A 24,967-nucleotide genomic window follows, 5' to 3' on the forward strand; every position below is an offset into this window, starting at 1 on the left:
CGGCTGTCATGACCGTATAGCGATACGGGCATGACAGCCGGGGGTGCTCGGCGATACCTTCTTGCAGGCGAGGACGGTGCGAGGAGGAGAGTCCGTGAAGTCGAGGGGCGAGCGGCACATAGGTCTGCTGAACGGCTTCGCCGCGTATGGGATGTGGGGCCTCGTCCCCCTCTTCTGGCCGCTGCTCAAGCCCGCCGGGGCCGCGGAGATCCTCGCCCACCGGATGGTGTGGTCGCTCGTCTTCGTCGCCGTCGCGCTGGTCTTCGTACGGCGCTGGGCCTGGGCCGGTGAGCTGCTGCGGCAGCCGCGCAGGCTGGCGCTGATCACCGTGGCCGCCGCCGTCATCACCGTGAACTGGGGCGTCTACATCTGGGCCGTCAACAGCGGTCACGTGGTCGAGGCCTCGCTCGGGTACTTCATCAATCCGCTGGTCACCATCGCGATGGGGGTGCTGCTGCTCAAGGAGCGGCTGCGGCCCGTGCAGTGGACGGCGGTCGGGGTGGGCGCCGCCGCCGTGCTCGTCCTCACCGTCGGATACGGCCGGCCCCCGTGGATCTCCCTCACCCTCGCCTTCTCCTTCGCCACCTACGGCCTGGTCAAGAAGAAGGTGAACCTCGGCGGCGTGGAGTCGCTGGCCGCCGAGACCGCGATCCAGTTCCTGCCCGCGCTCGGCTATCTGCTGTGGCTGAGCTCGCACGGCGACCTGAGCTTCGCCTCCGAGGGGCCGGGGCACGCGGCGCTGCTCGCCTCGACCGGCATCGTCACCGCGCTCCCCCTCGTCTGCTTCGGCGCGGCGGCGATCCGCGTGCCGCTGTCCACGCTGGGACTGCTCCAGTACCTGGCCCCGGTCTTCCAGTTCCTGCTCGGCATCTTCTACTTCGGCGAGGCCATGCCACCCGAGCGCTGGGCCGGGTTCGCGCTGGTCTGGCTGGCGTTGACGCTGCTCACCTGGGACGCCCTGCGGGCCGCGCGGACGCTGAGGAGGGAGATCACGAGGCCCAGCACCACCATGACGACGGGCACCGTCAGCGCCGTACGGAAGGCGGAGAGCCTGGCCTCGGGTGTGGAGCCGCCGGCCTCGCCCAGCGCCAGGCCGTAGACCGCCGTCACCGCGGAGATCCCGATCGCCGAGCCGAACTGTGTCGCCGTGTGCAGCAGCCCGCCCGCCAGGCCCTGCTCGGACTCGGCCACCCCGTCCGTCGCCGCGATCGTCAGCGGCCCGTACGCCAGCGCGAAGGCGGTGCCCGCGATGATCAGCGTCGGGAACATCGCGAGGTAGGGCCAGTCCATGCCGACCGGCAGGAAGAGGCCGTAGGCGAGCACCGCCAGCAGGAAGCCGCCGACGATCACGCGGACGTTGCCGAAGCGGGCGACGAGCCTCGGGGTGAGCGTGGGCGCGAGCACCGCGTCGCAGCCCATGACCACCAGGGCGATCGCGGTCTGCACCGAGGACCAGCCGCGCAGTTCCTGGAGATAGAGCGTCACCACGAACTGGAAGCCGAAGAAGGCCCCGACGAACAGCAGCGCCCCGAGGTCGGCCCGCACGACCGGTCCCGTGCGCAGGATCCCGAGCCGGACCAGGGGGTGCGCGGCCCGGCGTTCCACGCCGACGAAGGCGGCCCCGAGCAGCAGCGCCCCGACGGCGGACGCCGTCGTCGACCGCCAGCCGTCCAGGCCGTGTTCCAGGCGTACGACGGTGTAGGCGGCCAGCAGCATGGCGCCGGCGGCGGTCAGGGCGCCGAGCAGGTCGAAGCCGTGCCCGGTCGGCGGCGGGGCGGGCCGGCGCGGGATCAGCCGGAAGGCCGCGAGGAGCAGGGCGGCGGCCATCAGCACCGGCGCGAAGAACACCCAGCGCCAGCCGAGCGCGGTGAGCAGGCCGCCGATCACCAGGCCGAGGGAGAAACCGCCGGCTCCGGTGCCGGCGAAGACCAGCAGGGCCTTGTTGCGCCGCGGGCCCTCCTCGTACGACGTGGTGATCAGGGACAGTGCGGCCGGGGTCATGAAGGCGGAGGAGACGCCGGTGACGAAGCGGGCGACCACCAGCATCCAGCCCTCGGTCGCCAGACCCCCGAGGCCCGAGAAGGCGAGGAAGACCGTCAGCCAGATCAGGAACATACGGCGGCGGCCGAGCAGGTCGGCCGCGCGCCCGCCGAGGAGGGTGAAACCGGCGTAGCCGAGCACATAGGCGCTCACCACCCAGGCCGCGGTGTCGGTGGCGAGCCCCAGATCGGACCGGATCGACGGGATCGCGACGGCCATCATCGCGATGTCGGCGCCCTCCAGGAAGATCGTTCCGCACAGGACGAGCAGCAGCGCCCAGGCGCGTGCGCCCATGACCACACTCCATCGGTAGAGGGGAGTTACTCGACTGAGGGTCAGTTCCCTCCGACCACGGACGGTCCATCCGGTCGTACCGCCCCGGCGTCAGGAGCCGTTCAGGACAGTACGGGACCTGATTCGCCGCTATAAGTGGCTCCATGACGCAGACCACACCCACACCCCTGCACTGGAAACTTGTCGTCGACGCCGGCGACCCGCACGCCCAGGCCGACTTCTGGGCTGCCGCTCTGCACTACGTGGCCGAGGACAACGACGCGCTCATCCAGCGGCTGCTGGAGCTCGGCGCGCTGCCGCGCGAGGCCACCGTCGAGTACCACGCGCGCCTCACCTTCCGGGACCTGATCGCCGTACGGCATCCCGACGACCCGTACGACAAGGACAGCGGCACGGGTCGCGGCAGGCGGCTGCTGTTCCAGCGGGTGCCGGAGGCGAAGACCGTCAAGAACCGGCTCCATCTCGACGTGCACGCCGGCGACGGACAGCGGGCGGCCGAGGTCGAGCGGCTGACGGAGCTCGGAGCGAGCGTGCTGCGGGAGGTGAAGGAGCAGGGCGGCGAATGGGTGGTGATGGCGGATCCGGAGGGAAACGAGTTCTGCGTGCAATGAACCCATGAGAGCGATGGGGTCCGTTATGCGAACGGCCGTGACCGGATTCCGCCCTTGACGGTGAGTCAACCTCAGCTTCACCATCCAGGCACCCATTCACTGTGGAATCCCTGTGACTTCAGGGATTCCCACGGAATTCGGAGCCCCCCACATGAAGCTCTCGGTTCCCGGACGCGTCACGGCCACCGCCGTCGTCGCCACCGTCTCCCTCCTGGCCGGCGGATCCATAGCCGGCGCGGCCCCCGCGGGACAGCCCGCGGTGGCCGCGGCCCCGGACATTCCGGTGGCCAACGTGAAGGCGCATCTGACCCAGTTGCAGTCCATCGCCACCGCCAACGGCGGCAACCGCGCGCACGGCCGCGCCGGTTACAAGGCCTCGCTCGACTATGTGAAGGCCAAGCTGGACGCCGCCGGATTCACCACGACGGTCCAGCAGTTCACCTCGTCCGGCCGCACCGGCTACAACCTGATCGCCGACTGGCCGGGCGGCGACACCAACCAGGTGGTCATGTCCGGTTCGCACCTCGACAGCGTGACGGCGGGCGCGGGCATCAACGACAACGGGTCCGGTTCGGCGGCCGTACTGGAGACCGCGCTCGCCGTGTCCCGGGCCGGATACCAGCCCACCAAGCATCTGAGATTCGCCTGGTGGGGCGCGGAGGAGCTGGGCATGGTCGGCTCCCGCTCCTACGTCAACGGCCTCTCCACCGCCAACCGTTCACGGATCAGCGGCTACCTCAACTTCGACATGATCGGCTCGCCGAACCCCGGGTACTTCGTCTACGACGACGACCCGGCCATCGAGAAGACCTTCAAGGCGTACTACGCCGGCCTCGGCGTCCCGACCGAGATCGAGACCGAGGGCGACGGCCGCTCCGACCACGCGCCCTTCAAGAACGCGGGCGTGCCGGTCGGCGGCCTGTTCAGCGGGGCGGACTACGTCAAGACGGCGGCACAGGCGGCCAAGTGGGGCGGTACCTCGGGGCTGGCCTTCGACCGCTGCTACCACTCGTCGTGCGACACCACGGCCAACATCAACGACACGGCCCTGGACCGCAACAGTGACGCGGTGGCGTACGCGGTGTGGGAGCTGTCCCGGTAACAGGGCTTCCCGTGCTACTGGTCCGCGTTCCGTGCGCGTTCCGCGAGACGGAGCATGCGGGCGCGGGCCGACTCCAGCTTGTCGGGGTCCTCGGCCGCCGGGCCTTCTCCGGCGGCCAGGTCCGTCCACAGGGTGAGCAGGTCGCGACCGAGTTCCAGGCCCCGCAGCGGATCCCGTACGGCCTTCCACGCGGTGGCCGCGCTCTGTACGTTGCCGTAGGCCGCCTCGGCGTCTCCGGCGCGGTGGTGGAGGTCGGCCAGATCGAGGGAGATCTCCGCGGCACGGACCGGTTCGCCGCCCAAGTAGGCGATGTAGGCGGCGAGTTCACGCACCCGCAGCACATCGGGATGCTCGGCTCCCAGGGTCTCGGACGCCTCGCCGACCACCCGTTCGGCCAACTCGGCGGCAACGTCCGTCCGCCCCTCCCGCACCGCCTCACTGATCCGTTCGACGGGTTCCGCGAGAACGGCGCTGTCCTCCACCACCAACCCCTCCCCCAGCACGGCCTCGGCCACGGCGTCGAACCCACGCACGGGGGTCGGCTTGGGACCGGGGTCGTCCAGGAGGGGGACGGGATCGATGAGCGGGGCGGCGGGACGCGGGACGGGCGAGACCGACGGGAGCGGCTGCGGCACACCGGCGAAACCGGTCGACGGCAGGGGCTTGGGCTCGGGCACCGAGTCGCTCGGCGGCTCGGCGGCGGGGACCGCGTCCGACGGCGCTGCGGCCGGTGCCGGAGCGGGGTCGGGCTGCGGCAGGGGCCTGGGGGTGTAAGCGAAGTCGGCCGAGGGCAGGGGCGCGGGCGCCGAGTCGCTCGGCGGCTGGGGGGCGGGGACGGCGTCCGGCGACGGCGATACGGGGGTCGGGACCGCGTCCGACGGCGCTGCGGCCGGTGCCGGAGCGGGGTCGGGCTGCGGCAGGGGCCTGGGGGTGTAGGCGAAGTCGGTCGGTGACAGCGGGGCGGGGGGCGAGGCCGGGCCCGCGTCCATGACGGGGGGCGGGCCGAACTCGCCCGTCGGGGGTGCGACCGTCCCGGGGGCCGGAGCCGGGTCGGTGCGCCGAGGGTGCGGCAGCCGGCGCAGGACCTGGGTCGGGGACGGTTCGGCGTCCGTCGGCTGCTGCTCGGGCAGGTTCCGCAGCCGGAATGTGGGAGCCGGGTCCCGTGGGGGCTCGTCGAGTGACCGCGGGAGCTGCGGGGGCTCCTCGTGCGGGTCGGCGCCTGCGGACGGCCAGGGCGTCTCCGCGGACTCCTCGCCCGCACCGACCGGCGGAACCTCCGGCTGAGCCATCCGTACAGGCTCCGCGGTGAAGCGGCTGGAGCCGTCCGTCGTGACTTCCAGCGGGACCACATACCCGATGCGGGCGTCGTGGATCGTGGCGTGGACGGGTCGGCCGCCGGTGAGGGCGAGCTGGTGGAGGTGGGTCAGGACGGTCTGGTGGAGTTCCTCGCCGGGCGGGGCGGTGACCGGCGTTCCGGCCACCGTCGCGGACTCACCCGTCAGGGGGACGCGGACGTCGATCGGGGTCGCCCCCCGCTGCTGGTCCCGCTTCTTTTCGCGGCTGAGTCGAGACATCTCATCCCTCACGGTCGTGCACGTACTGTCGAGTCTCGCCGCTCGCCCCCGGTTCTCACGTCACCGTGATGTCACAGGCCTGTCCCAGCAGGTGGAGGGCGAGTGGGATGACATGGTCGGGGCGCGGGCATGCGGACCGACGTACGGCGAGAGGTGGAGAGCGTGCAGCAGGGGCCGGAGATCTGGATCCGCGGGCCGGTGGCCCCGCCCGGGAGGCGGTTCGCGTGGGTCGGCACGCACGGCGGCGCCGGCGTCTCCACCCTGGCCGCCGTCTACGGCGGCCACGACAGCGGACGTGACTGGCCGGGCCCCGGTGCGCCGACCTCCGTCCTGCTCGTCGCCCGTACGCACGCCGCGGGTCTGCTCGCCGCCCTCCGCGGCCTGGAACTCTTCCGGCGCGGGGAACACCCACCCGGGCTCGACCTCGACGCCGTCGTCCTCGTCGCGGACGCCCCGGGCCGGCTCCCGCGCCCGCTCGCCCAGCGGCTCAAGGAGATCGAGTCCACGGTGGACGTGTACCGCGTGCCCTGGGTCCCCGCGTGGCGCCTCGGTGACCTGAACGGAAGCCCGCCTCGCGGAACCGAGGCGCTGGCCCGGCTCACCCGGGCCGCCGCCCCGTGACGGCCGAGGACTCCGACCTGGCTTCCCTGTCCGCCCGGGACATCGCTTCAGCGGTACGTGCGCGCTCGCTGCGGGCCGTCGACGTCGTCACCTCCGCCCTGGAACGGATCCGGCGGGTGGATCCGGAGCTGTGCGCGTTCGCCGAGGTGTGAGAGGAGGAGGGGCCGCGGCGGGCACGCGAGGTCGCCCTCCGCGTCGACGGGGGTGAGCGGCCGCCGCTCTGCTGGAGGTGGCGCGGGCGGCACAGGCGTACGTCTGAGGGCACCCCTGGACAGATAATTGCGCACGCATATAATGCATGTGCGAGTATTTACCGTACGCGACGCCGCTCACCGCCGATCACCCGAGGGATCTCCATGACACGCCGTTTCCTGTTCGTGCTCGGCAGCAGCCGCAGCGACGGCAACACCGAACTGCTGGCCCGCCGGGCCGCCGAGCAACTGCCCCCTGATGTCGAGCAGCAGTGGATCGACCTCACGGAGCATCCGTTGCCCGACTTCGAGGACCTCCGCCACGACACCGACCACGTGCGTCCGACGATCGGCAACACGGCGCTGCTGTTCGATGCGACGCTCGCGGCGACGGACATCGTGATCGCTTCCCCGCTGTACTGGTACTCGCTCTCCGCCCACGTCAAGCGCTACCTGGACCACTGGTCGGGCTGGCTGCGCACACCGGGCGTCGAGTTCAAGGCGACCATGGCGGGGCGCACGCTGTGGGGGGTCACCGCGCTGGCCCACGAGGAGTCCGAGGTCGCCGACCCGCTGGTCGGCACCCTCAACAACTCGGCCGCGTACATGGGCATGCGCTTCGGCGGGGTGCTACTCGGCAACGGCAGCAAGCCCGGTGACGTGCTGAGCGACACCGAGGCCCTCGCCCGCGCGAAGACGTTCTTCGAGCAGGAGGCGCCGCTCGCGCGCTTCCCCTATGACCAGCTCACGCCGTGATGTCCTTCGCCATGAACCTCGCCCACGCCGCCGAGCCGAACACGGCCGCGTACAGGGCCTGCAGGCCGAGGTTCTTCACCAGGTCGTCCCAGTAGACCGGTTCGCGCATGAGGTCGGCGAAGGACAGCCAGTAGTGGGAGAAGAAGTACGGCTGCAGCGCGTGCAGCTGGGGGATCTGGTCGAGGATCTGGACCGTGATCAGCAGGCCGACCGTCGTGGCCATCGCCGCGATGCCGCTGTTGGTGAGCGTCGAGATGAACAGGCCCAGTGCCGCCACCCCGGTCAGTGACGCGGCCACCACCAGGGCGATCAGCAGGGCTCTTCCCAGGCCCTCGGCGAAGGTGATCCGGGTGCCGGAGATCGTCGTCAGGTCCCCGAGCGGGAAGAGGATGGCCCCTACGGCCAGCGCCGAGAGCGCGACCACGAGGGTGGCGACCAGGCAGAAGGCCATCACGGTCGTGTACTTGGTGAGGAGCAGACGGGTGCGGCCCGCCGGGGCGACCAGGAGATAGCGCAGGGTGCCGGCGTTGGCCTCGCCCGCGATCGCGTCGCCCGCGATGACGCCGATCGACATCGGGAGGAAGAAGGGGAGGGTCGCGGCGAGGGCGGTGAAGACCAGGAAGAGGCCGTTGTTCGTGATCTGCGAGATGAAGGCGGGGCCGCCTCCACCGCCGGCCGAGCCGTCGTCACCGGTTTCGATCTTCACCGCGATGCCCACGAGGATCGGTACCGCCGCGAGTACGGCGAGGAGGGCGAGGGTTCGCCAGCGGCGGAAGGTCGTGAGCAGTTCGTTGCGGAAGAGGGTGGCCCGGAAGGTCGTACGGCGGCTACGGGCCGGTTGCGGAGGAAAAGCCCCTGCCTCAACCTGCGACATCGAAGCCCTCCCCCGTCAGCGCTACGAAGGCATCCTCGAGGGAGGCTCGTTCGACACCGAAGCCCCGGACCCGCACCCCCGCCGTCACCAACGCGGCGTTGATGACGGCCGGTTCGCCTTCCGGAGGGTCGGACGTCACCCGGTCCTCGTCGATGACCACGTCACCGACCCCCTGTTCCTTCAGCACCCGCGCCGCGTCCGCCGTGTCCGGTGTCGTGACCACGAGCCTGCCCCTCGACCCACCCGCCAGGTCGCTCACCGAACCCTGGGTGATCAGGCGGCCCTGGGCCATCACCGCTGCGTGGGTGCAGACCTGTTCGATCTCGTCGAGGAGGTGGGAGGAGAGGAAGACGGTGGTGCCGTCCGAGGCCAGCTCCCTCACCAGGGAACGGATCTCGCGCATGCCCTGCGGGTCCAGGCCGTTGGTCGGTTCGTCCAGGACCAGGAGTCTGCGGGGCTGGAGCAGGGCCGCCGCCAGGCCGAGGCGCTGTTTCATGCCCAGCGAGTAGGCCTTCGCCTTCTTGCCGGCGGCGGCCGCCAGGCCCACTCGGTCCAGGGCCGCCGCCACGCGGGTGCCCCGGGTGCGGGGGTCGGCGGTCGGGTCCGCGGCGTCGTAGCGGACGAGGTTGTCGCGGCCGGAGAGGAAGCCGTAGAGGGCCGGGCCCTCGATGAGCGCGCCGACGTGCGGGAGGACGGTCCGCGAGGCGCGTGGCATGGGGTGGCCCAGGACGCGCGCCGAGCCGGAGGTCGGTTCGATGAGGCCCATCAGCATGCGGATGGTGGTGGTCTTGCCGGAGCCGTTCGGGCCGAGGAAGCCGAAGACGCTGCCCGCCGGGACGGTCAGGTCGAGACCGTCCACGGCGAGCTGTCCGCCGCGGTAGCGCTTGGTGAGGGCACGGGTGTGGATGACGCCGTCACCCGCGCCCCCGCGCGCCCCCTCCGGATCCGGCTCCGTGGCGGACGGCTGGTCCATCGGCTCCCTCGATTCGTCGTGCCGTGCGCGTCCTACTTCGCCGCGTCGGCCGCCTTCACCAGCGCGTCCTTGGTGACCGCGCCGACGTAGACCTTGCCGTCGTCCGTGATCAGGGCGTTGATCAGGCGGGTCTTGAAGACGGTGCCCTCGCCGAACGTGCCGGAGACCTTGTCGCCGAGCGAGTCCAGGAAGCCGCCGACGTCACCGCCGACGTCGGAGCCGGACGGGACGCCCTGGCCGCCGGTGTCGAAGGTGGCGATGGAGTCCCAGCCGTCCCCGATGACGTTCAGACCCTCGGGGCCGCCCTTGCCGGGCTCGTGGGCCGAACCCTTGCCGAAGCCCTCGGAACGCTCGGAGTGCTCGGAGCGCTCGGGCGCCTTCGCGGCGTCCCCCTCCTCGACCTTCGCGCCCTTCGGCGGGGTGAAGTCGAAGGTCGAGGCGGCCGGCTTGGCGAAGCTGACCTGGGTGAAGCCCGCGTCCACGACGGCGGAACCGCCGCTCGCCGGCGTCAGCGTGAACTTCAGCGGCAGCCCGGTCTTCGCGTCCACCGCCACGGTGATCTGGCCGACCGTCGACCCTTCGTCCTTGGGCTTGATGACGAGCCGGTAGGCGTCCCGCCCCGCGACCTGCGCGCTGCCGTCCACCGTCACCGACGTGGTCTTGTCGGCGGCATTGAGAGCCTCCTCGGCGAGGTCCTTGGGCGTGGCCGGGAGCTCTTCCTTCTGCTTCCCGTCGCTCTCGGAGGCCGTGGTGTGGAAGACCGAGTTGGACTTGCTGTCGTAGCCCCAGACGTCCTTGCCGTTGTGGATGAGGCTGTACTCGGCCGCGTTCTCCAGCAGCGAGACCTTCTGCCGGTTCTCACCGTCGGCCGCGACACGCAGCGTGTGCGTGCCGGAGGCGAGCTCGGTGAGTTTGGTGGAGGGATCGGCGGACGAGCCGTCGCCCGAGCCGGAGGGCCCGGCGGCGGAGCCGAGCGAGTTCTCCAGGCCGCCGAGGTCCGGCAGCCCCAGATCCGTGGTGATCTTCACCGTGCCGGACAGCTGCTGTACGTCCGATGCGGCGATCTTCTCGATGAGTTCCTGTGCGCTGATCTTCGGCAGGTCGGGGTCGCCGGAGTCGGCGAGCGCCGGGACGAGCCCGATGGTCGCCGCGGCGATGCCCACCACCGTGGCCGGCACGACGTATCGCGCGGCCTTGCGGCGGCGCGCGGAGCGCAGCTCTTCGGCGTCCGCGGCGGTCGCGTTGTCGTCGGATTCGTACGGTGCCATGTGTGCCTTACCTCCGTCGTCGGCGGCGGCTGTCAACTCCCGTGCGTCCACTCTGTAGCCGCCATTCTCACCCGAATCGGTGAGGAGTGGTGTTTTCTGTGATGTCCATCTGACCAAATCGGCCATGAGCATGCGTCAGCCCTCGGGGCCAACTCCGTGTACACCTGGGGTATGACACGACATGCGGGCGCCCCCTACTACCCGTAGGGGGCGCCCGTCTGCCGACCTGTCAAGGAGGCCCTAGCCCGCGCGATGCACCACCGCGTCGCACAGCTCCATCAGGGACGCCTTCGCATCGCACTCCCGCAGCGGGGCCAGCGCCGCGCGCGCGTCCTCGGCGTAGCGCACGGTGTCCTTGCGGGCCTGCTCCAGCGCGGGGTGCGTCCGCAGGGCGGCCAGCGCCTCCGCGTGCCGGGCGTCGTCGGTGAGGTCGGAGTCGAGCAGCTCGCACAGGGCGATGTCGTCGGCCAGACCGAGGCGGGCGGCCCGCTCGCGCAGCCGCAGCACCGGCATCGTGGGGATGCCCTCGCGCAGGTCGGTGCCCGGCGTCTTGCCGGACTCGTGGGAGTCGGAGGCGATGTCCAGGACGTCGTCGGCGAGCTGGAAGGCGACGCCGAGACGCTCGCCGTACTGGGTGAGGACGTCCACGACGGTCTCGTCGGCACCGGACATCATCGCCCCGAAGCGGCACGAGACCGCGACCAGCGAGCCCGTCTTGCCGCCGAGCACGTCGAGGTAGTGCTCGACCGGGTCCCGGCCGTCCTGCGGCCCGGCCGTCTCCAGGATCTGGCCGGTGACCAGGCGTTCGAACGCCTCCGCCTGCACCCGGACGGCCTCGGGCCCGAGGTCGGCCAGGATGTGCGAGGCGCGGGCGAACAGGAAGTCGCCGGTCAGCACGGCCACCGAGTTGCCCCAGCGGGTGTTGGCGCTGTCGACGCCCCGCCGGACCTCGGCCTCGTCCATGACGTCGTCGTGGTACAGCGTCGCGAGGTGGGTCAGCTCCACCACCACGGCCGACGGCACCACGCCCGGCGCATAGGGATCCCCGAACTGGGCAGCGAGCATCACGAGGAGCGGACGGAACCGCTTTCCACCCGCGCGCACCAGATGCTGGGCGGCCTCCGTGATGAAGGGAACCTCACTCTTGGTGGCCTCGAGCAATCCCTCCTCGACAGCCGCCATTCCGGCCTGGACATCGGCTTCCAGAGCCTGGTCCCGCACGCTCAGCCCGAACGGCCCGACGACGGTCACGAGGGGTCTCCTGTCTGCTGGTGTCCCACTGGCGGTTATACGGAATGTCGATAGGTCGCTGCCATCACTCAAGTCAGCGTATCCGGTCATCTTTGGATCACCGATAGCGCCCGCCCCGTCCATGCCAGGCGGTATCGGATCACGACCGGTATGTTTTTGATCACCTTAAAAGGACGGATATCTATCGACTTGTAGGGAAGTAGCCGCCCGTGTCCCGAACCGAAGTCGAGATCGAGCCCGAAGAACCCGGCGGCAAACCCTCCCCCGCGGACGACACCGCGTTCTTCGGCCAGCCCAAAGGCCTGCTGACCCTCTCCGGTCTGGAGGTCTGGGAGCGCTTCTCGTTCCTCGGCATGCAGGCCATCCTCGTCCTGTACTTCGCCGACACGCTCGCACACGGCGGTCTGGGCATGTCGGCCGGAACCGCCGCGTCCGTCTCCGCGGCCTACGGCACTCTCGTCTACCTGGTCTCCGTCGCGGGCGGCTGGCTCGCCGACCGCATCCTCGGCTCGTACCGCGCCGTGCTGTGGGGCGGCGTCCTGATCGCCTGCGGCCACTACGCCATGGCCGTCCCGACCGGCACCATGACCTGGGTGGGCCTCGGCCTCATCAGCGCCGGCACCGGGCTCCTGAAGCCCAACGCGGCCACCATGGTCGGCAAGCTCTACGCCACGGACGACGACCGCCGGGACGCGGGTTTCGCGCTGTACTACATGGCGATCAACATCGGCGCCTTCGCGGGCCCGCTCATCACCGGCTGGCTCGGCGAGCACAAGGGCTGGCACTGGGGCTTCTCGGCGGCTGCGATCGGCATGACCTTCGGCCTGATCCAGTACGTCCTGGGCCGCCGCCACCTGGCCGGCCGCAGGGCCGCCGCCGAGTTCGCGCTCGCGCCCGGGGCGATGAGGCGGGCGTTGCGGCTGATCGTCGCGGGGATCGTCGCCGCGGCGGTGATCGCCACCGGTCTGGCGCTCGCCGGCCTGCTCACCATGGACCGCTTCGTCGACCTGCTCACCCTCGTCTCGGTGGTCGCCCCGGTCGTCTACTTCGCGGTGATGTTCGGCAGCCCGCGGGTCACGCCGGAGGAACGCGGCCGTCTGCGGCCGTACATCGTGCTCTTCCTCGCCTCGACGGTCTTCAACTTCATCCTGTTCCAGGCGTATTCGACGATGATGCTCCTCGCCTCCACGAACGCCGGGACGACGATCCTCGGCTTCGACTTCCCGGCGAGCTGGTACGCCTCCGCGCTGGGCGCCTTCGAGGTGGGGCTCGCGCCCGTGGTCGCCGCCCTGTGGGTGCGCATGGGCCACCGCCAGCCGCACGCGTCCCACAAGATCGCCGCCGGAGTGGTCCTCGGCGGCCTGTCGTTCCTGCTGATGGTGGTGCCGACCAGCGGAAACGGCAGCGACGACTACCTGATGTCCGCCTGGTGGATCGTCGGGTCCTACTTCCTGCTGGGCCTCGGCGACATCCTCCTGGAGACCTCCGGGATGTCGGCCACCACCAAGCTCGCCCCGGTGGCCTTCGCCGGCCAGACCATGTCCCTGTGGTTCCTGTCGCTCGCCCTGGCGAACGGCATCCAGGCCCAGACGGTGAAGCTCTACGACGACGTCTCGCACCCGGCCTACTTCGGCGTCAACGGCGCGATCGCGGTGGCCGCGGGCCTCGCGGTGATGGCCGCCGCACCCTGGCTGCGCCGCACCATGCACCCGGTGCACTGAAACCGACGGGACCCCACCGATGCACATCCGTACGTCCTTCCCCTACGAGACGACCCACGACGACGTCCGTATCCCGCTGCCGGACGGGACGCTCCTGTACGCACGCGTGTGGCGACCCCTCACCCCCGAACCGGTACCCGCGATCCTCGAATACCTGCCCTATCGCCTCACCGACTGGACCGCTCCCCGCGACTGGCAGCGCCACCCCTGGTACGCGGGCCACGGCTACGCCTCCGTGCGCGTCGACGTGCGCGGGCACGGCAACAGCGAGGGCGTGCCGGGTGACGAGTACTCCGCGACCGAGCTCGCCGACGGCGTCGAGGTCGTCAACTGGCTGGCCGCGCAGCCCTGGTGCGACGGCAGGGTCGGCATGTTCGGCATCTCCTGGGGCGGCTTCAACTCCCTCCAGATCGCGGCCCTCGCACCCGAGCCGCTCAAGGCGGTCGTCACGGTCTGCTCCACCGACGACCGCTATGACAACGACGTGCACTACATGGGTGGTTCCGTCCTCGCGGTGGACATGCACGCCTGGGCGGCGACGATGCTCGCCTTCGTCTCCCGGCCGCCGGATCCGCTCCATGTCGGCGACGGATGGCGGGACATGTGGCTGGGGCGGCTCGAACAGGTCGACCCGTTCCTCCACACCTGGCTCGACCACCAGACGCGCGACGCCTACTGGCGCCACGGCAGCGTCTGCGAGGACTACGGCGCGATCGACGCGGCCGTCCTCGCGGTGGGCGGCTGGCACGACCCGTACCGCGACACGGTCCTCAGACTCGTCGAGCACCTGCCCGCCGAGCGCGTGCGGGGGCTCATCGGTCCGTGGTCCCACCAGTACCCGGACCGCGGCCTGCCGCCCGGCCCGGCGATCGGCTTCCTCCAGGAGACCCTGCGCTGGTGGGACCAGCACCTGAAGGGCGTCGACACCGGCATCATGCGGGAACCGCTCCTGAGGGCCTACGTGAGCGACTCCCACCCCCCGGCCACGGTCTACGACACCCTGCCCGGGCGCTGGGTCGGCGAGCCGACGTGGCCTTCCCCGAACGTGACGACGGTGTCGTACGGCCTCCAGGGCCCTGCCGTCCTGGTCCGCTCCCCGCAGCACACGGGTGTGGACGCCGGCCGTTTCTTCCCGTTCGGGAACGACGCCGATCTGCCGCCGGACCAGCGGGAGGAGGACGCGCGTTCGGCCTGCTTCGAGTTCGCGGTGGGTGAGGAGACGTGGGTGCTCGGGCGGCCGCGGGTGCGGCTCAGGGTGACCTCGGAGGTGTCGCGCGGACAGGTCGTCGCGCGACTGTGCGACGTCGCCGCGGACGGGTCGTCGACCCTGGTCACGCGGGGCGTGCTGAACCTCTCGGCACGCCATGGGCGGGACCGGGCGGTGCCCTGGGAGCCGGGCGCGACGCAGGAGGTGAGCTTCGAACTGAACGGCATCGGGCACGCCTTCCCGCCCGGCCACCGCATCAGGCTCGCCGTTTCCTCGGCGTACTGGCCGTGGATCTGGCCGCAGCCCGGGTCGCAGGCGGGATTCACGCTGGAGCCGGCGGGGAGCTTCCTCGAGCTGCCGGTACGCGCGCGTGAAGCCTCCTCGGACATCGCGTTCGAGGAGCCGGAGCAGTCCGAGCCGCTCGGCGTGAGCCACCCCGCGACCTTCGACGAGCCGCGCCCCGAGCGCCTGGTCGTCCGTGACGTGGCCAAGGGTGAGTGGCGTCTTGAGGTCGACCCGCGGTACGGCGGCACGCGCGTGTACCCCGACGGCCTGGAGTTCACCGAGGACGCGCTGGAGACGTACACGATCGACGAGAACGACCCGCTGTCCGCCCGCACCCGCTCGGACTGGTCGATCCGGCTGCACCGCCCGGAGCTCGCCTGGGAGGCGACCGTCCGGACCCGCTCGGAGATCACCTGCGACGGGACGGACTTCCACGCCTCGAACGAGGTCGTCTGCACCGACGGCGGTGAGGTGGTCTTCCACCGGACGTGGGAGAAGCGGATCCCACGGACGGCCGGTTGACCACGAGTTGAGCACTCTTGACCGTTTTACCCCTCTTGCGCTCCGCTGTGACTTGGCCCACGCGGACAGGGGAACGGGCGCCGATCCGGAATCTGCCGATCCGCCTTTGCCGACACCCCAGTTGAGGCTTGGCGACCGCAAAGGATCAAGTGCCCCAAATGCCTCCTACCAAGGTCAATAGGCATCGCATGTGAATTCGCCACTTGTTCCGGACATGTGCTCTCGCATACGTTCCCGGCCTGTCGGGCGGACGCCGAATCCTGCCACCGCCCGTACACCCACCGAGAAACCAGGGCAGGAGCGGGGGACCCAGGTAAGCCGCCGGACCGGGCGTCTTCGGACATACCGGTACGGCTCGGGGTGAAGTCATGCCTTTCGTAGGCGTGGCCGGGCAACTCCAGCCCGAACCCGACAGCTCACCTCGCAGGCGCCGGAGAGGAACTTCGCCATGTCTGCTGCCGCTCAGCACCGACGCACCCGTACCAGCCGTCTCGTCCGCAAGCTCGCCGTCGTCGGCACCGGAGCCGCCGTACTCGCGCTCCCCCTCATCGGCGCGACCAGCGCGTCCGCGGCCACCCCGACCGTGCAGACCGCGGCCACGCTCGGCTACCCCGACACCCTGGACGGCTGGATCCGCGCCTCCCTCGCCGTCATGGCGGAGCACGGGATTCCCGGCTCCTACGACGGCATCTACCGCAACGTCATCCGTGAGTCCTCCGGCAACCCCTGGGCCATCAACAACTGGGACTCCAACGCGGCCGCCGGTACCCCCTCCAAGGGCCTGCTCCAGGTGATCGACCCGACCTTCAACGCCTACCACGTGGCCAACACGTCGTGGGACCCGTACGACCCGGTCGCGAACATCACCGCGGCCTGCAACTACGCGGCCCAGCGGTACGGGTCCATCGACAATGTCTGGGGCGCCTACTAGGCCTCGGGAAACAGTCTTTCGAGGACGACGGCGATGCCGTCGTCCTCGTTCGACAGGGTCACCTCGTCGGCCACGGCCCTGAGTTCGGGGTGGGCGTTGGCCATCGCGACGCCGTGGGCCGCCCAGTCGAACATGGGAATGTCGTTGGGCATGTCCCCGAAGGCGATCGTCATCCCGGGCCCCAGGCCCAGGTGTTCGGCGGCCAGCGCGAGGCCCGTCGCCTTGGTGATGCCGCATGGCTGGAGTTCGACGGTCCCGGGCCCCGACATGGTGACCGTGGCCAGTGAGCCCACCACCGAACGTGCCGTGACCGCCAACTCGTCGTCGGACAGGTAGGGATGGCGCAGCAGCACCTTGCTGATCGGCTCGCACCACAGGTCGTCGCGCCGGCCGACCCGCACGGCCGGCAGGGTCGGATGGGGCATCAGATAGCCCGGCTCGATGAGGGTGAGCCCGTCGACACCGTCCTGGTCGACGGCCGCGTACACCTGGCCGACCTCGGCCTCGATCTTCTCCAGCGCGGTCTCGGCCAGTTCCCGGTCCAGGGTCACCGACCACAGCAGACGGTCCGCGCCGGCGTCATACACCTGCGCGCCCTGCCCGCACACCGCGAGCCCCGTGCTGCCCAGGACGTCGAGGAGCGGCCGCACTCTGGGCGCCGGCCGTCCCGTCACGACGAGATGCCGGGCCCCACCCGCGGCCACCCGCGCGAGGGCGGCCAACGACCGGTCGGAGAGGGTGTCGTCGGCGCGGAGCAGCGTGCCGTCCAGGTCGGTGGCGATCAGTGCATATGCGGGGGAGGCGGCCATGATCAGAGAATACGGATGGTTGGCCCCTGCGACTCGACGCGAACCGGACGGCTGCTGCTTTCACATCCGTTGACCGCAGTTCCGGTTCCGGCGGTACGGCGGCACGGGACGGCCCCACCGGCATGCGCCAGGAGACCGGGCACGGCCGGTCGGGGCATGTCCCGTGCGGCTCCGCCCTGTTGACGCGGCGGCCGGCCGGGGGGCGGTGCGGAACGGCCAGGCCTCCGTGCGCCGCGTCACCATGCGTTGCCGTGCGCCCGCCTGCGTCGTGCGGGCCCGTCATCGCACCGCGCCTCGGCGGAGCGCTACGCCGAGTCCCGGAGCACCAGTTCCGTCGGGAGGATCACCCCGGCCGTGTCCTCGCCGGCGATCTGGGCGAGGAGCATGCGGACCATCTCGGCGCTGATGCGGTCGAAGGGCTGGCGCATGGTGGTGAGGGCGGGATCGATGGCGGTGGCCGCGGGTGAGTCGTCGAAGCCGCCGACGGTGATGTCACCCGGGACCGAACGCCCTGCCTGCTGAAGGACGTTGACGACACCCAGGGCCATGAGGTCGGAGGCGACGAAGACGGCGTCCATGTCGGGGGCCTGTGCCAGCAGGCGGCGGGCCGCCCGTTCGCCGCCGCTGCGCCGGAAGTCGCCCTCGACCACGAGCGCCGGGTCGTAGGGCAGGCCCGCCTCGGCGAGCACGTCCCGGTAGCCGGCCAGCCGGTCGGGGCCGCCCGGCATGTCCAGCGGCCCGGTGACCATGCCGACGCGGCGCCGGCCCCCCGTGAGCAGATGGCGGACCATCTCCTGCGCGCCCTCGCGGTCGGCGGCCGCCACGTAGCTCACCTTGGAACCGAGCCCTATCGGCTTGCCGCACACCACCAACGGGATCCCGGCGTCGTGGAGTTCGGCGGCGACCGGGTCACCGCTGTGGTTGGAGAGCAGCAGCACGCCGTCGACGTGACCCGAAGTGATGTACCGGGTCAGCCGGCGCCGGTCGTCGTCGCTCTCGGCCAGCATCAGCAGCAGCGGGATGTCGTGCTGGGCGAGCCGCTCGGTGCAACCCCGCAGCAGGACGTTGAAGTTGGGGTCCTCGAAGAACTTCTCCTGGGGTTCCGTCAGCAGGAACGCCACCGAGTCCGACCGGCCGGTACTGAGGCTGCGCGCATGCCGGTTGACCACGTAACCGGTCTTCCTGATGGCGGCCTCCACGGCCCGCCGGGCGGCGGGCGAGACGTAGTGGCCGCCGTTCAGGAAGCGGGAGACGGTGCCCCGCGAGACGCCCGCCTCCCGGGCCACGTCGTGGATGGTCGGGGGCCTTCGGCGTCCGTTCGCGCTGGTGGTCATGTTCCTCGTTCGTGAAAGTGGGTCGGGGGCCTCAGGCCTTGACCGAGCCGCTGAGCAGGTCCAGGGACCAGAACCGCTGGATCACCAGGAAGAGCCCGATCAGCGGGAGGATCGCGAGCAGACAGCCGGTGATGACCAGGGTGTAGAGGGCCGGCTGCGAGGCGCCCTGTGCGAGCAGCGTGTAGAGGCCGAGGGTGATCGGGAACTTCTCGTCGTCGGCGAGCATCACGTAGGGCAGCAGGAAGTTGTTCCAGATGCCGACGAACTGAAAGAGGAACACCGTGATCAGGCCCGGCATCATCATCGGTACGGCGATCCTCGAGAAGATCCTCCACTCGCTCGCGCCGTCCATGCGGGCCGCCTCCATCAGCTCGGCGGGCACCGAGGCGGCCGCGTAGATGCGGACCAGGTAGACGCCGTACGGCGAGAGGATCGACGGCAGCAGCATCGACCAGTACGAGTCGGCCATGCCCAGCTTCGACAGCAGCAGGTACTGCGGTACGGCCAGCACGACGGACGGCACCAGGACGCCGGCCAGGATCATCTTGAAGATGGCCTCACGGCCCCGGAAGGCGAACCGGCCGAGCGCGTAGCCGCCGGCGGCGGAGACCGCGGCCGAGAGCAGGGCGCCGAAACCGGCGTAGAAGGCCGAGTTGGCCATCCACCTCCAGAAGATGCCGTCGCGGTAGTCCGTCAGGTCGCTCAGGTTCTGGAGGAAGCCGCTGCCGGGGGCGAAGGTGAAGGTGGAGAAGAGCTCCGACCGGTCCTTGGTCGCCGCGATGACCACCCAGGCGATGGGGATCAGGCAGTACAGGGCGCCGAGGATCAGGACGATCGTGGGCACCCAGGCGGTGCGCCGTGCTGTGGCGGCCCTGCCGGTGGTGTCGGCGGTGAGGGTGAGGGGGGTCATGCCCGGTCCTCCCGGGTGTAGCGGTCGGAGATGCGCAGCAGGGTGAAGGAGAGGACGAACGTGGCCAGGGCCAGGACGACCGCGGTGGCGGAGGCGCCGTAGATGTCGGACTGGAGGAAGGCCTTGTCGTAGATGGCCATCAGGGGGCTCCACGAGCTGGGCAGGCCGTTGGTGAGCGGCTTGAGGGCCATCGGCTCGGTGAAGACCTGGAGGGTGGCGATCACCGAGAAGAAGAAGGTGAGCACCAGGGAGGGCATCACGATCGGGATCTTGATCTTCAGGGCGATGCCCAGGTCGGTCGCGCCGTCGATCCTGGCCGCCTCGTAGATCTCCGGCGGGATGGCCCTGAGTGCGGTGTAGATGACGATCATGTTGAAGCCGGTGCCGCCCCAGACCGCGATGTTCGCGAAGGAGAGATAGAGGTTGCCGCCGTCGAACAGGTCGGGCTGCGGAAGGCCGAACTTGTCCAGCAGGTAGGAGAAGGGGCTGACGTCCGGCAGGTACAGGAAGCCCCACATGAGGGCGGCGATGATGCCCGGCACCGCGTACGGCAGGAAGATCATCAAACGGGCGAAGGGCGCGCTGCGCGCCTTGGGTGTGTCCAGCATCAGCGCGAACAGCAGCGCGAGCCCCAGCATGGTCGGGATGACGATGAGGCCGTAGCCGAAGGCGCGCAGGACGCTGTGGCCGAACTCGGAGTCCTTGAGGACGTCGGTGTAGTTGCCGATGCCGTTCCAGACCTGTGCGCGGGCACCCTTGCCGAGGCCGATGCCCTTGACCTGGACCTTGTGCAGGCTCAGCCAGATCGCGTACCCGATGGGCACCACGGTGAAGGCGGCGAAGAGGGTCAGGGTGGGCACCAGGAACCAGTACGGTGCGCTGCGGCCACGGCGGCGGGGGCGGGGGCGGCTGGGGCGGACGGACTGGGCGGTGCCGGTGCCGTCCGCCAAGGGCCCGACCTCGATGAGGTCGGAGCCCTGGAGCGGAGCGCTGGTCATGCCTCGGTCACCTCGAAGCCCTGCTTCTTCATGTCGCCGAAGGTCTTCGACTGCACGGTGGCGAGGGCGGAGTCGAACTGGGACTCCTTCTTCGCCTTGGTGGCCTTGCCGAACGCGTCCTGGAAGGTGGTGTAGGCCGTGTTGACGTTGGGGCCCCAGGCCGCGGCGGCGGTGGTCGCGGCGATCTCACCGGCGGTGGTGTAGAAGTCCGCCTGGTTCGAGAAGAACTCCGGCGTGGTCAGGACGTTCCCGGACTGGCCCTTCGTGGCGGCCGGGTAGATCGCGACCTCCTTGACCAGGGCGGCCAGCGCCTCCGGGTCGGTGTTGAGCCAGGTGGCGAACTTGGCGGCGGCCTCGGCGTGCTGGGAGTCGGTGGAGACGCCGGTGGAGGAACCGCCCCAGCTGCCGGTGACGTTCTCGCCGGACTTCCACTGCGGCAGCGGTGCCATGCGCCACTTGCCCTTGGTGTCGGGGGCGGAGGAGACCAGCACACCGGGCGCCCAGACGGCGGAGACCCAGGCCAGGTGGGTGCCCTTGTTGAGGGCGTTGTTCCAGGCCGGGGTGTACATCGGCTGGTTGTCGATGACGCCCTCCTGCACGAGCCCGCCCCAGAACTCGGCGACCTGCTTGGTGGCGGCGTCGTCGATGCCGACGGTCCACTTGCCGGCCGAGTCGACGGTCCACCACTTGCCGCCGGCCTGCTGGGCGAGGCCCGCGAACAGACCGGGGTCGTTGGAGGAGAACGTGGTCAAGTAGGCGTCCGGGACGGCCTTCTTGGCGGCGCGGGCGGTCTCGGCGAACTCTGTCCAGGTCTTCGGGACGGCCAGGCCGTGCTTCTTGAAGAGGTCCTCGCGGTAGTAGAACATCAGCGGCCCGGCGTCCTGCGGGATCGCGTAGAGCGCGTCCGTGCCGAGGGTGACCATGCCCCAAAGACCCTCGGCGAAGTCCGACTTGGTGTCGCCCGCGTACTTGGTGATGTCGGCCAGGACGTCGTTGGAGACCAGGGTCGGCAGGGACTGGTACTCGACCTGGATGAGGTCGGGGGCGTTGCCGGCCTTCTTCGCGGTGATCAGCTTGGAGACGATCTCGCCGCCGCTGGCCTGCTTGGACACGGTCACCGTGATGTCCGGGTTCTTCTTGTTCCAGATCGCGGCGACCTTCTCCATGTTCGGAGCCCACGACCAGTAGGTCAGCTTGACCGGCCCGCCGCTCCCGCCGGAGTCCTTGTCGTCGGAACCGCCGCAGGCGGCGAGGGTGCTCGTGAGGCCGAGGGCTGCGGCCCCGGCAAGGATGCTGCGCCTGCTGATCTGGCGGCGGTTGATCGACATCTTCATCTCCCCTGACTTGGAACCAGCCGTCCCGCACGTCCCGCGTACGCGGCAACCGCCGTGGGGGGAGGTTCTGCGGACGTGACCGAGAGGCTGTGCGCGAGGGCCGCGCGGCTCTGTGATCGTGCACAGTAGAGAATTGTTTCGGCCCCTTGTCAATGGCGGGTGCGTGGGGTTACCTACTTGTTGCTCGCCGATGACAGGGGCGAGGGGAGCTGTGCACGATCACAGAAAATGAGGGTTTTCTGTGATCGTCAGGCGTTACGCCGACTCCCCTCGCCCCGCTCCCCGGCCCTCCCCCGGCCGCCGACGTCACCGCAGAGCCGGTATCCCCGTGACCGTCCGCGAAAGGACCCTTTGACATGCGCAGACGCAGTGTTCTCACCGCTGCCGGAGCCGCCGCGCTGGCCGTTCCGGCGCTGGGGGCGACCCAGGCCGTCGCCGCTCCCGGCGTGTCCCGCTCTTCCGGCTCTTCCGGCTCTTCCGGCTCTTCCGGCTCTTCCGGCGGCCGTCGCCTGAAGATCCGGGGCGTGGACATCTCCTCGCTGCCGAAGAACGAGGACCACGGCGCCGTGTACCGCACGGCCGACGGCCGCCGCGAGGACCCGGTCCGCCTGCTCGCCCGGGCCGGCGTCACCCACGCCCGCCTCAAGGTGTGGGTGAACCCGGCCGACGGCTACAACAACAAGGCGCACATCCTGCCGCTCGCCCGTCGCCTCGAGCGGGCCGGGGTCGGCATCTGGATCGACTTCCACTACTCGGACAGCTGGGCCGACCCCGCCCACCAGACCAAGCCCGCCGCCTGGGCGGACCTGGACGTGGCGGGCCTGACGCGCGCGGTGTACGACCACACGGCCGACGTCCTGGGAGCGCTGAAGCGGCAGGGCACCCCGGCTCAACTCGTGCAGATCGGCAACGAGTTGAACGGCGGTCTGATCTGGCCCGAGGGCAACTGGGAGCACTTCGACACCATGACCGCCTTGCTCAAGGCCGGTCTGAGCGCGGCCCGCGACACCACCCCGCGGATCCGCACGATCCTGCACCTGGCGAACGGCGGCGACAACGGGCTGTACCGCTGGTGGTTCGACAACATGGTGGCGTACGGCGTCGACTTCGACATCATCGGGCTCTCCTACTACCCGTTCTGGCACGGCCCGATGGCCGACGTGGCCGCCAATATGGCGGACATCACCGCGCGTTACGGCAAGCCGTGCGTGATAGCCGAGACGGCGTACCCGTTCACGCTGGAGAGCGAGGACGACGTCAACGACATCCTGAACGACCCCTCACAGCTGACCGAGGGCTTCCCCGCCACGCCTGCGGGCCAGGCCGCGTGGCTGCGCGCGGTGGCCGACCTCGCGGCCGGTGTACCGGACGGGCAGGGACTGGGCTACTGCTGCTGGGAGGGCCTGTGGACCTACCGCGCGGGCAGCGGCTGGGACCCGACGGACCCCTCCTCGGGCAACGCGTGGGAGAACCTGGCGCTGTTCGACTTCCAGGACCGGGCGCTGCCGGGGCTGCGGACGCTGGGGCGCTACCGGTCGTAGGACGCGCCGCCAGGTGGAGTGGGCTACACCCCGCATACGCCGGGCAGCTCCCTCGTGGCGGTGGGCGGGCGACGGAATCGTGGACGGCATCGAATCCCGCCCCGAGAAAGGGTTGGCCACTGCCATGCGCCGTTGCCTCACCATCGCCACCGCCCTGACCGCCGTCGCCCTCACCGCCGTCCTCTCCACCGGCTGCGACCCCGAGGACGTGGACAACTCCCTGGACTGCGTGTCGAACGCCGACACGATCGCCGACAGCGTCAAGGCCATCCACGAGGCCGGCTGGGACGCGGTGAACGACCCCTCGAAGACCGCCGCATCCATCGCCACGATCGACAAGAACGTCGACGAGATCAACAAGGCCCGGGACGACGCGGCCGGCGGCAAGGTCGACCAGGCCGTCAAGGACCTCGACCAGGCGATCGAGGACTACAACAAGTCCGTCCTCGACGGAGACACCCACCCGGACACCGGCAGGATCGACGCGGCGGCCGACCGGCTGAAGGACGTCTGCACGTCGTGAGGCCGGCCGTGGGCCGCCGCCAGGTGCGGGGCGATCGTCTGCCCTCGTGAGCTACCCGTGGGCCGCCGCCAGGTGGCGGGCGAGCCTCGGGGAGGCGAATTCGGTGCCGCACACGAAGCGCATCACCGGGCCGTAGGACGCCGCCGCCGGCAGGCCGGTGAAGTACAGGCCCGGTACGGAGGAGACATATCCGGCGCCGAGCCTGGGCGTGCCCCGGCTGACGGCGAGCGCGGTGCGCAGTTCATGCCCGAGGAAGTCCATCGCGGCGAGGTCGACGCGGTAGCCGGTGGCCGCGATGACGTGGTCGGCGGCGAGGCGGTCCATGGTCCCGGTGCCGGTGAGGACCTCCAGGCTGGGGTGTCCCTCCGATGTGTCCGCCGTGAGGATGCGGTCCACCTCGGTGACCCGCACCTTCCCCTCGAAGCGGTCGCGCAGCCACCACGCGCCGAGCGGACCGAGGACCCGTCGGACCAGGAAGTGGCGGGTGCCGGCCGGGAGGTGGCGGTAGGGGTGCGGGTAGTAGGTCAGGGCCCACAGCGACCAGGCCCGGCCGAAGGGCGACTCGGGGCGCAGCCTGGGCTGCTGCCACGGCGGTGCGCCGAAGGCCACGCTGCCGCGGCCGCGGGCGACCACCCTGACCTGCGCGCCCGCCTCCGCCGCCAGGGCGGCCGTCTCCAGCGCCGACTGGCCGGCGCCGACGACGATCAGCTCCTTGCCGGAGTAGCGGGTGAGGTCGTGGTGCTGGGAGCTGTGGGAGACCGGGCCGGTCGGGGCGGGTCCGTCGGGTGCGGCGGCGGCCAGCTCCGGGGGCAGGTGGGAGAGGCCCGACAGACCGGTGGCGACGACGACAGCCCGCGCGGTGAACGACTCCCCCGAGTCGAGCTTGAGCTGGAAACCCCCCTGCTCGCTCCGGTCCACGGACACCACCCGCACCTGCTCCAGCTCGGGCACCAGCTTCTGCTGGAACCACTGGCCGTACGCGATGAAGGTCTCCACGGGGACGATGTCCTCGTCCGTCACCAGCCGGGGGATCCCGGCGGCGTCGCAGTAGTCGACGAGGGTGTGCCCGGGCTGGGGCGCGTCGAGGCTGGAGGCGGCCGGGGTGGACTTGAGGAGCATCCCCGCGGGCATGTGGTCGCGCCAGCTGACCATGGGGTCGCCGAAGACGCGCACGGGTATGCCGCGCGCCCGCAGATGGGCGGCGGTCGACAGGCCGAACGGCCCAGCGCCGATGACTGCTACCGGATGGATCACGAAGTCCCTCCCCAGGACGTCACTTCGTCACTTCGTGGTGGAG

At 70.6% G+C, this 24,967-nt stretch carries 22 protein-coding genes, 1 pseudogene and 1 riboswitch; of the genes and pseudogenes, 11 read left to right on the top strand and 12 right to left on the bottom strand.

Features of this window, described 5'->3' with window-relative positions:
• Positions 1 to 94: 94 nt before the first annotated feature.
• On the top strand, positions 95 to 1,099 hold the full coding sequence (gene rarD / locus OG841_RS19595; RefSeq protein WP_371566283.1) for an EamA family transporter RarD: 1,005 nt from the start codon (positions 95 to 97) through the stop codon (positions 1,097 to 1,099).
• A gap of 80 nt (positions 1,100 to 1,179) precedes the next feature.
• Here rarD and OG841_RS19600 read toward each other — a convergent pair.
• Positions 1,180 to 2,334 (bottom strand): annotated as a pseudogene (locus OG841_RS19600) (MFS transporter); the annotation flags it as partial.
• Between the two features lie 143 nt (positions 2,335 to 2,477).
• Between OG841_RS19600 and OG841_RS19605 the strand changes: the two are divergent.
• Entirely contained in the window at positions 2,478 to 2,945 is a 468-nt protein-coding gene (locus OG841_RS19605) for a VOC family protein (RefSeq protein WP_328640346.1), read from the top strand.
• A 151-nt stretch (positions 2,946 to 3,096) separates the two neighbouring features.
• A complete protein-coding gene (locus OG841_RS19610) occupies positions 3,097 to 4,047 on the top strand; it encodes a M28 family metallopeptidase (RefSeq protein WP_328640345.1) in 951 nt (316 codons plus the stop codon).
• A 14-nt stretch (positions 4,048 to 4,061) separates the two neighbouring features.
• On the opposite strand, the gene OG841_RS19615 is transcribed toward OG841_RS19610, so the two are convergent.
• Positions 4,062 to 5,621 (bottom strand): hypothetical protein, encoded by a 1,560-nt coding sequence (locus tag OG841_RS19615; RefSeq protein WP_328640344.1) that lies wholly within the window; start codon positions 5,619 to 5,621, stop codon positions 4,062 to 4,064.
• 129 nt (positions 5,622 to 5,750) lie between these two features.
• Here OG841_RS19615 and OG841_RS19620 point away from each other — a divergent pair, with 129 nt between their 5' ends.
• The 3 genes from OG841_RS19620 to OG841_RS19630 all read left to right on the top strand — a co-directional run bounded on the left by OG841_RS19620 (position 5,751) and on the right by OG841_RS19630 (position 7,189).
• Positions 5,751 to 6,242 carry a DUF6668 family protein gene (locus tag OG841_RS19620; protein ID WP_328640343.1) on the top strand — a complete coding sequence of 164 codons (492 nt, stop codon included), beginning with the start codon at positions 5,751 to 5,753 and terminating at the stop codon, positions 6,240 to 6,242.
• A complete protein-coding gene (locus OG841_RS19625) occupies positions 6,239 to 6,394 on the top strand; it encodes a hypothetical protein (protein WP_328640342.1) in 156 nt (51 codons plus the stop codon). The genes OG841_RS19620 and OG841_RS19625 overlap by 4 nt, the downstream gene beginning before the upstream one ends.
• 204 nt (positions 6,395 to 6,598) lie before the next feature.
• Entirely contained in the window at positions 6,599 to 7,189 is a 591-nt protein-coding gene (locus OG841_RS19630; protein ID WP_328640341.1) for a flavodoxin family protein, read from the top strand.
• Here the strand turns inward: OG841_RS19630 and OG841_RS19635 are convergent.
• The 4 genes from OG841_RS19635 to OG841_RS19650 all read right to left on the bottom strand — a co-directional run bounded on the left by OG841_RS19635 (position 7,179) and on the right by OG841_RS19650 (position 11,555).
• Positions 7,179 to 8,063 (bottom strand): ABC transporter permease, encoded by an 885-nt coding sequence (locus OG841_RS19635; protein WP_328640340.1) that lies wholly within the window; start codon positions 8,061 to 8,063, stop codon positions 7,179 to 7,181. The two genes, OG841_RS19630 and OG841_RS19635, sit on opposite strands and share 11 nt — an antisense overlap.
• Positions 8,050 to 9,036, bottom strand: a complete 987-nt coding sequence (locus OG841_RS19640; RefSeq protein ID WP_328640339.1) for an ABC transporter ATP-binding protein — start codon at positions 9,034 to 9,036, stop codon at positions 8,050 to 8,052. The genes OG841_RS19635 and OG841_RS19640 overlap by 14 nt, the downstream gene beginning before the upstream one ends.
• 32 nt (positions 9,037 to 9,068) lie before the next feature.
• Entirely contained in the window at positions 9,069 to 10,304 is a 1,236-nt protein-coding gene (locus tag OG841_RS19645) for a LolA family protein (protein ID WP_328640338.1), read from the bottom strand.
• 240 nt (positions 10,305 to 10,544) lie between these two features.
• The gene (locus OG841_RS19650) at positions 10,545 to 11,555 is read right to left on the bottom strand and encodes a polyprenyl synthetase family protein (protein WP_328640337.1); all 1,011 of its coding nucleotides are present in this window, start codon (positions 11,553 to 11,555) and stop codon (positions 10,545 to 10,547) included.
• A gap of 209 nt (positions 11,556 to 11,764) precedes the next feature.
• Here OG841_RS19650 and OG841_RS19655 point away from each other — a divergent pair, with 209 nt between their 5' ends.
• The 3 genes from OG841_RS19655 to OG841_RS19665 all read left to right on the top strand — a co-directional run bounded on the left by OG841_RS19655 (position 11,765) and on the right by OG841_RS19665 (position 16,221).
• The gene (locus tag OG841_RS19655) at positions 11,765 to 13,276 is read left to right on the top strand and encodes a peptide MFS transporter (protein ID WP_365118031.1); all 1,512 of its coding nucleotides are present in this window, start codon (positions 11,765 to 11,767) and stop codon (positions 13,274 to 13,276) included.
• A 19-nt stretch (positions 13,277 to 13,295) separates the two neighbouring features.
• Positions 13,296 to 15,290, top strand: a complete 1,995-nt coding sequence (locus OG841_RS19660) for a CocE/NonD family hydrolase (RefSeq protein WP_328640335.1) — start codon at positions 13,296 to 13,298, stop codon at positions 15,288 to 15,290.
• Between the two features lie 269 nt (positions 15,291 to 15,559).
• Positions 15,560 to 15,735: riboswitch (cyclic di-AMP (ydaO/yuaA leader) on the top strand.
• A 3-nt stretch (positions 15,736 to 15,738) separates the two neighbouring features.
• On the top strand, positions 15,739 to 16,221 hold the full coding sequence (locus tag OG841_RS19665) for a transglycosylase SLT domain-containing protein (protein ID WP_328640334.1): 483 nt from the start codon (positions 15,739 to 15,741) through the stop codon (positions 16,219 to 16,221).
• On the opposite strand, the gene OG841_RS19670 is transcribed toward OG841_RS19665, so the two are convergent.
• The 5 genes from OG841_RS19670 to OG841_RS19690 all read right to left on the bottom strand — a co-directional run bounded on the left by OG841_RS19670 (position 16,218) and on the right by OG841_RS19690 (position 21,606).
• The gene (locus OG841_RS19670) at positions 16,218 to 17,030 is read right to left on the bottom strand and encodes an HAD family hydrolase (protein ID WP_328640333.1); all 813 of its coding nucleotides are present in this window, start codon (positions 17,028 to 17,030) and stop codon (positions 16,218 to 16,220) included. The genes OG841_RS19665 and OG841_RS19670 overlap by 4 nt on opposite strands.
• 305 nt (positions 17,031 to 17,335) lie before the next feature.
• Entirely contained in the window at positions 17,336 to 18,364 is a 1,029-nt protein-coding gene (locus OG841_RS19675; protein WP_328640332.1) for a LacI family DNA-binding transcriptional regulator, read from the bottom strand.
• A 31-nt stretch (positions 18,365 to 18,395) separates the two neighbouring features.
• Positions 18,396 to 19,274, bottom strand: a complete 879-nt coding sequence (locus OG841_RS19680; protein ID WP_365118036.1) for a carbohydrate ABC transporter permease — start codon at positions 19,272 to 19,274, stop codon at positions 18,396 to 18,398.
• Positions 19,271 to 20,272 carry a carbohydrate ABC transporter permease gene (locus tag OG841_RS19685; RefSeq protein ID WP_371566301.1) on the bottom strand — a complete coding sequence of 334 codons (1,002 nt, stop codon included), beginning with the start codon at positions 20,270 to 20,272 and terminating at the stop codon, positions 19,271 to 19,273. Before OG841_RS19685 ends, OG841_RS19680 begins: the two co-directional genes overlap by 4 nt.
• Entirely contained in the window at positions 20,269 to 21,606 is a 1,338-nt protein-coding gene (locus OG841_RS19690) for an ABC transporter substrate-binding protein (RefSeq protein ID WP_328640329.1), read from the bottom strand. Before OG841_RS19690 ends, OG841_RS19685 begins: the two co-directional genes overlap by 4 nt.
• Positions 21,607 to 21,962: 356 nt before the next feature.
• Between OG841_RS19690 and OG841_RS19695 the strand changes: the two genes are divergently transcribed.
• Both OG841_RS19695 and OG841_RS19700 read left to right on the top strand, forming a co-directional pair.
• Positions 21,963 to 23,147 (top strand): glycoside hydrolase family 53 protein, encoded by a 1,185-nt coding sequence (locus OG841_RS19695; RefSeq protein WP_328640328.1) that lies wholly within the window; start codon positions 21,963 to 21,965, stop codon positions 23,145 to 23,147.
• 124 nt (positions 23,148 to 23,271) lie between these two features.
• Complete coding sequence (locus tag OG841_RS19700; protein ID WP_328640327.1) at positions 23,272 to 23,670, top strand: hypothetical protein; 399 nt, start codon at positions 23,272 to 23,274, stop codon at positions 23,668 to 23,670.
• A 51-nt stretch (positions 23,671 to 23,721) separates the two neighbouring features.
• On the opposite strand, the gene OG841_RS19705 is transcribed toward OG841_RS19700, so the two are convergent.
• Positions 23,722 to 24,924 carry an FAD-dependent oxidoreductase gene (locus OG841_RS19705; RefSeq protein ID WP_328640326.1) on the bottom strand — a complete coding sequence of 401 codons (1,203 nt, stop codon included), beginning with the start codon at positions 24,922 to 24,924 and terminating at the stop codon, positions 23,722 to 23,724.
• Positions 24,925 to 24,967 lie beyond the last annotated feature (43 nt).

Source organism: Streptomyces canus, from assembly GCF_041435015.1.
GTDB lineage: Bacteria > Actinomycetota > Actinomycetes > Streptomycetales > Streptomycetaceae > Streptomyces > Streptomyces canus_G.

Coding starts and splice junctions, on each gene's coding strand:
- OG841_RS19605 (WP_328640346.1), top strand. CDS start 2,478: ATGACGCAGACCACACCCACACCCCTGCACTGGAAACTTGTCGTCGAC.
- OG841_RS19610 (WP_328640345.1), top strand. CDS start 3,097: ATGAAGCTCTCGGTTCCCGGACGCGTCACGGCCACCGCCGTCGTCGCC.
- OG841_RS19615 (WP_328640344.1), bottom strand. CDS start 5,621: ATGTCTCGACTCAGCCGCGAAAAGAAGCGGGACCAGCAGCGGGGGGCG.
- OG841_RS19620 (WP_328640343.1), top strand. CDS start 5,751: ATGCGGACCGACGTACGGCGAGAGGTGGAGAGCGTGCAGCAGGGGCCG.
- OG841_RS19630 (WP_328640341.1), top strand. CDS start 6,599: ATGACACGCCGTTTCCTGTTCGTGCTCGGCAGCAGCCGCAGCGACGGC.
- OG841_RS19635 (WP_328640340.1), bottom strand. CDS start 8,063: ATGTCGCAGGTTGAGGCAGGGGCTTTTCCTCCGCAACCGGCCCGTAGC.
- OG841_RS19640 (WP_328640339.1), bottom strand. CDS start 9,036: ATGGACCAGCCGTCCGCCACGGAGCCGGATCCGGAGGGGGCGCGCGGG.
- OG841_RS19645 (WP_328640338.1), bottom strand. CDS start 10,304: ATGGCACCGTACGAATCCGACGACAACGCGACCGCCGCGGACGCCGAA.
- OG841_RS19660 (WP_328640335.1), top strand. CDS start 13,296: ATGCACATCCGTACGTCCTTCCCCTACGAGACGACCCACGACGACGTC.
- OG841_RS19665 (WP_328640334.1), top strand. CDS start 15,739: ATGTCTGCTGCCGCTCAGCACCGACGCACCCGTACCAGCCGTCTCGTC.
- OG841_RS19670 (WP_328640333.1), bottom strand. CDS start 17,030: ATGGCCGCCTCCCCCGCATATGCACTGATCGCCACCGACCTGGACGGC.
- OG841_RS19675 (WP_328640332.1), bottom strand. CDS start 18,364: ATGACCACCAGCGCGAACGGACGCCGAAGGCCCCCGACCATCCACGAC.
- OG841_RS19680 (WP_365118036.1), bottom strand. CDS start 19,274: ATGACCCCCCTCACCCTCACCGCCGACACCACCGGCAGGGCCGCCACA.
- OG841_RS19685 (WP_371566301.1), bottom strand. CDS start 20,272: ATGACCAGCGCTCCGCTCCAGGGCTCCGACCTCATCGAGGTCGGGCCC.
- OG841_RS19690 (WP_328640329.1), bottom strand. CDS start 21,606: ATGAAGATGTCGATCAACCGCCGCCAGATCAGCAGGCGCAGCATCCTT.
- OG841_RS19695 (WP_328640328.1), top strand. CDS start 21,963: ATGCGCAGACGCAGTGTTCTCACCGCTGCCGGAGCCGCCGCGCTGGCC.
- OG841_RS19700 (WP_328640327.1), top strand. CDS start 23,272: ATGCGCCGTTGCCTCACCATCGCCACCGCCCTGACCGCCGTCGCCCTC.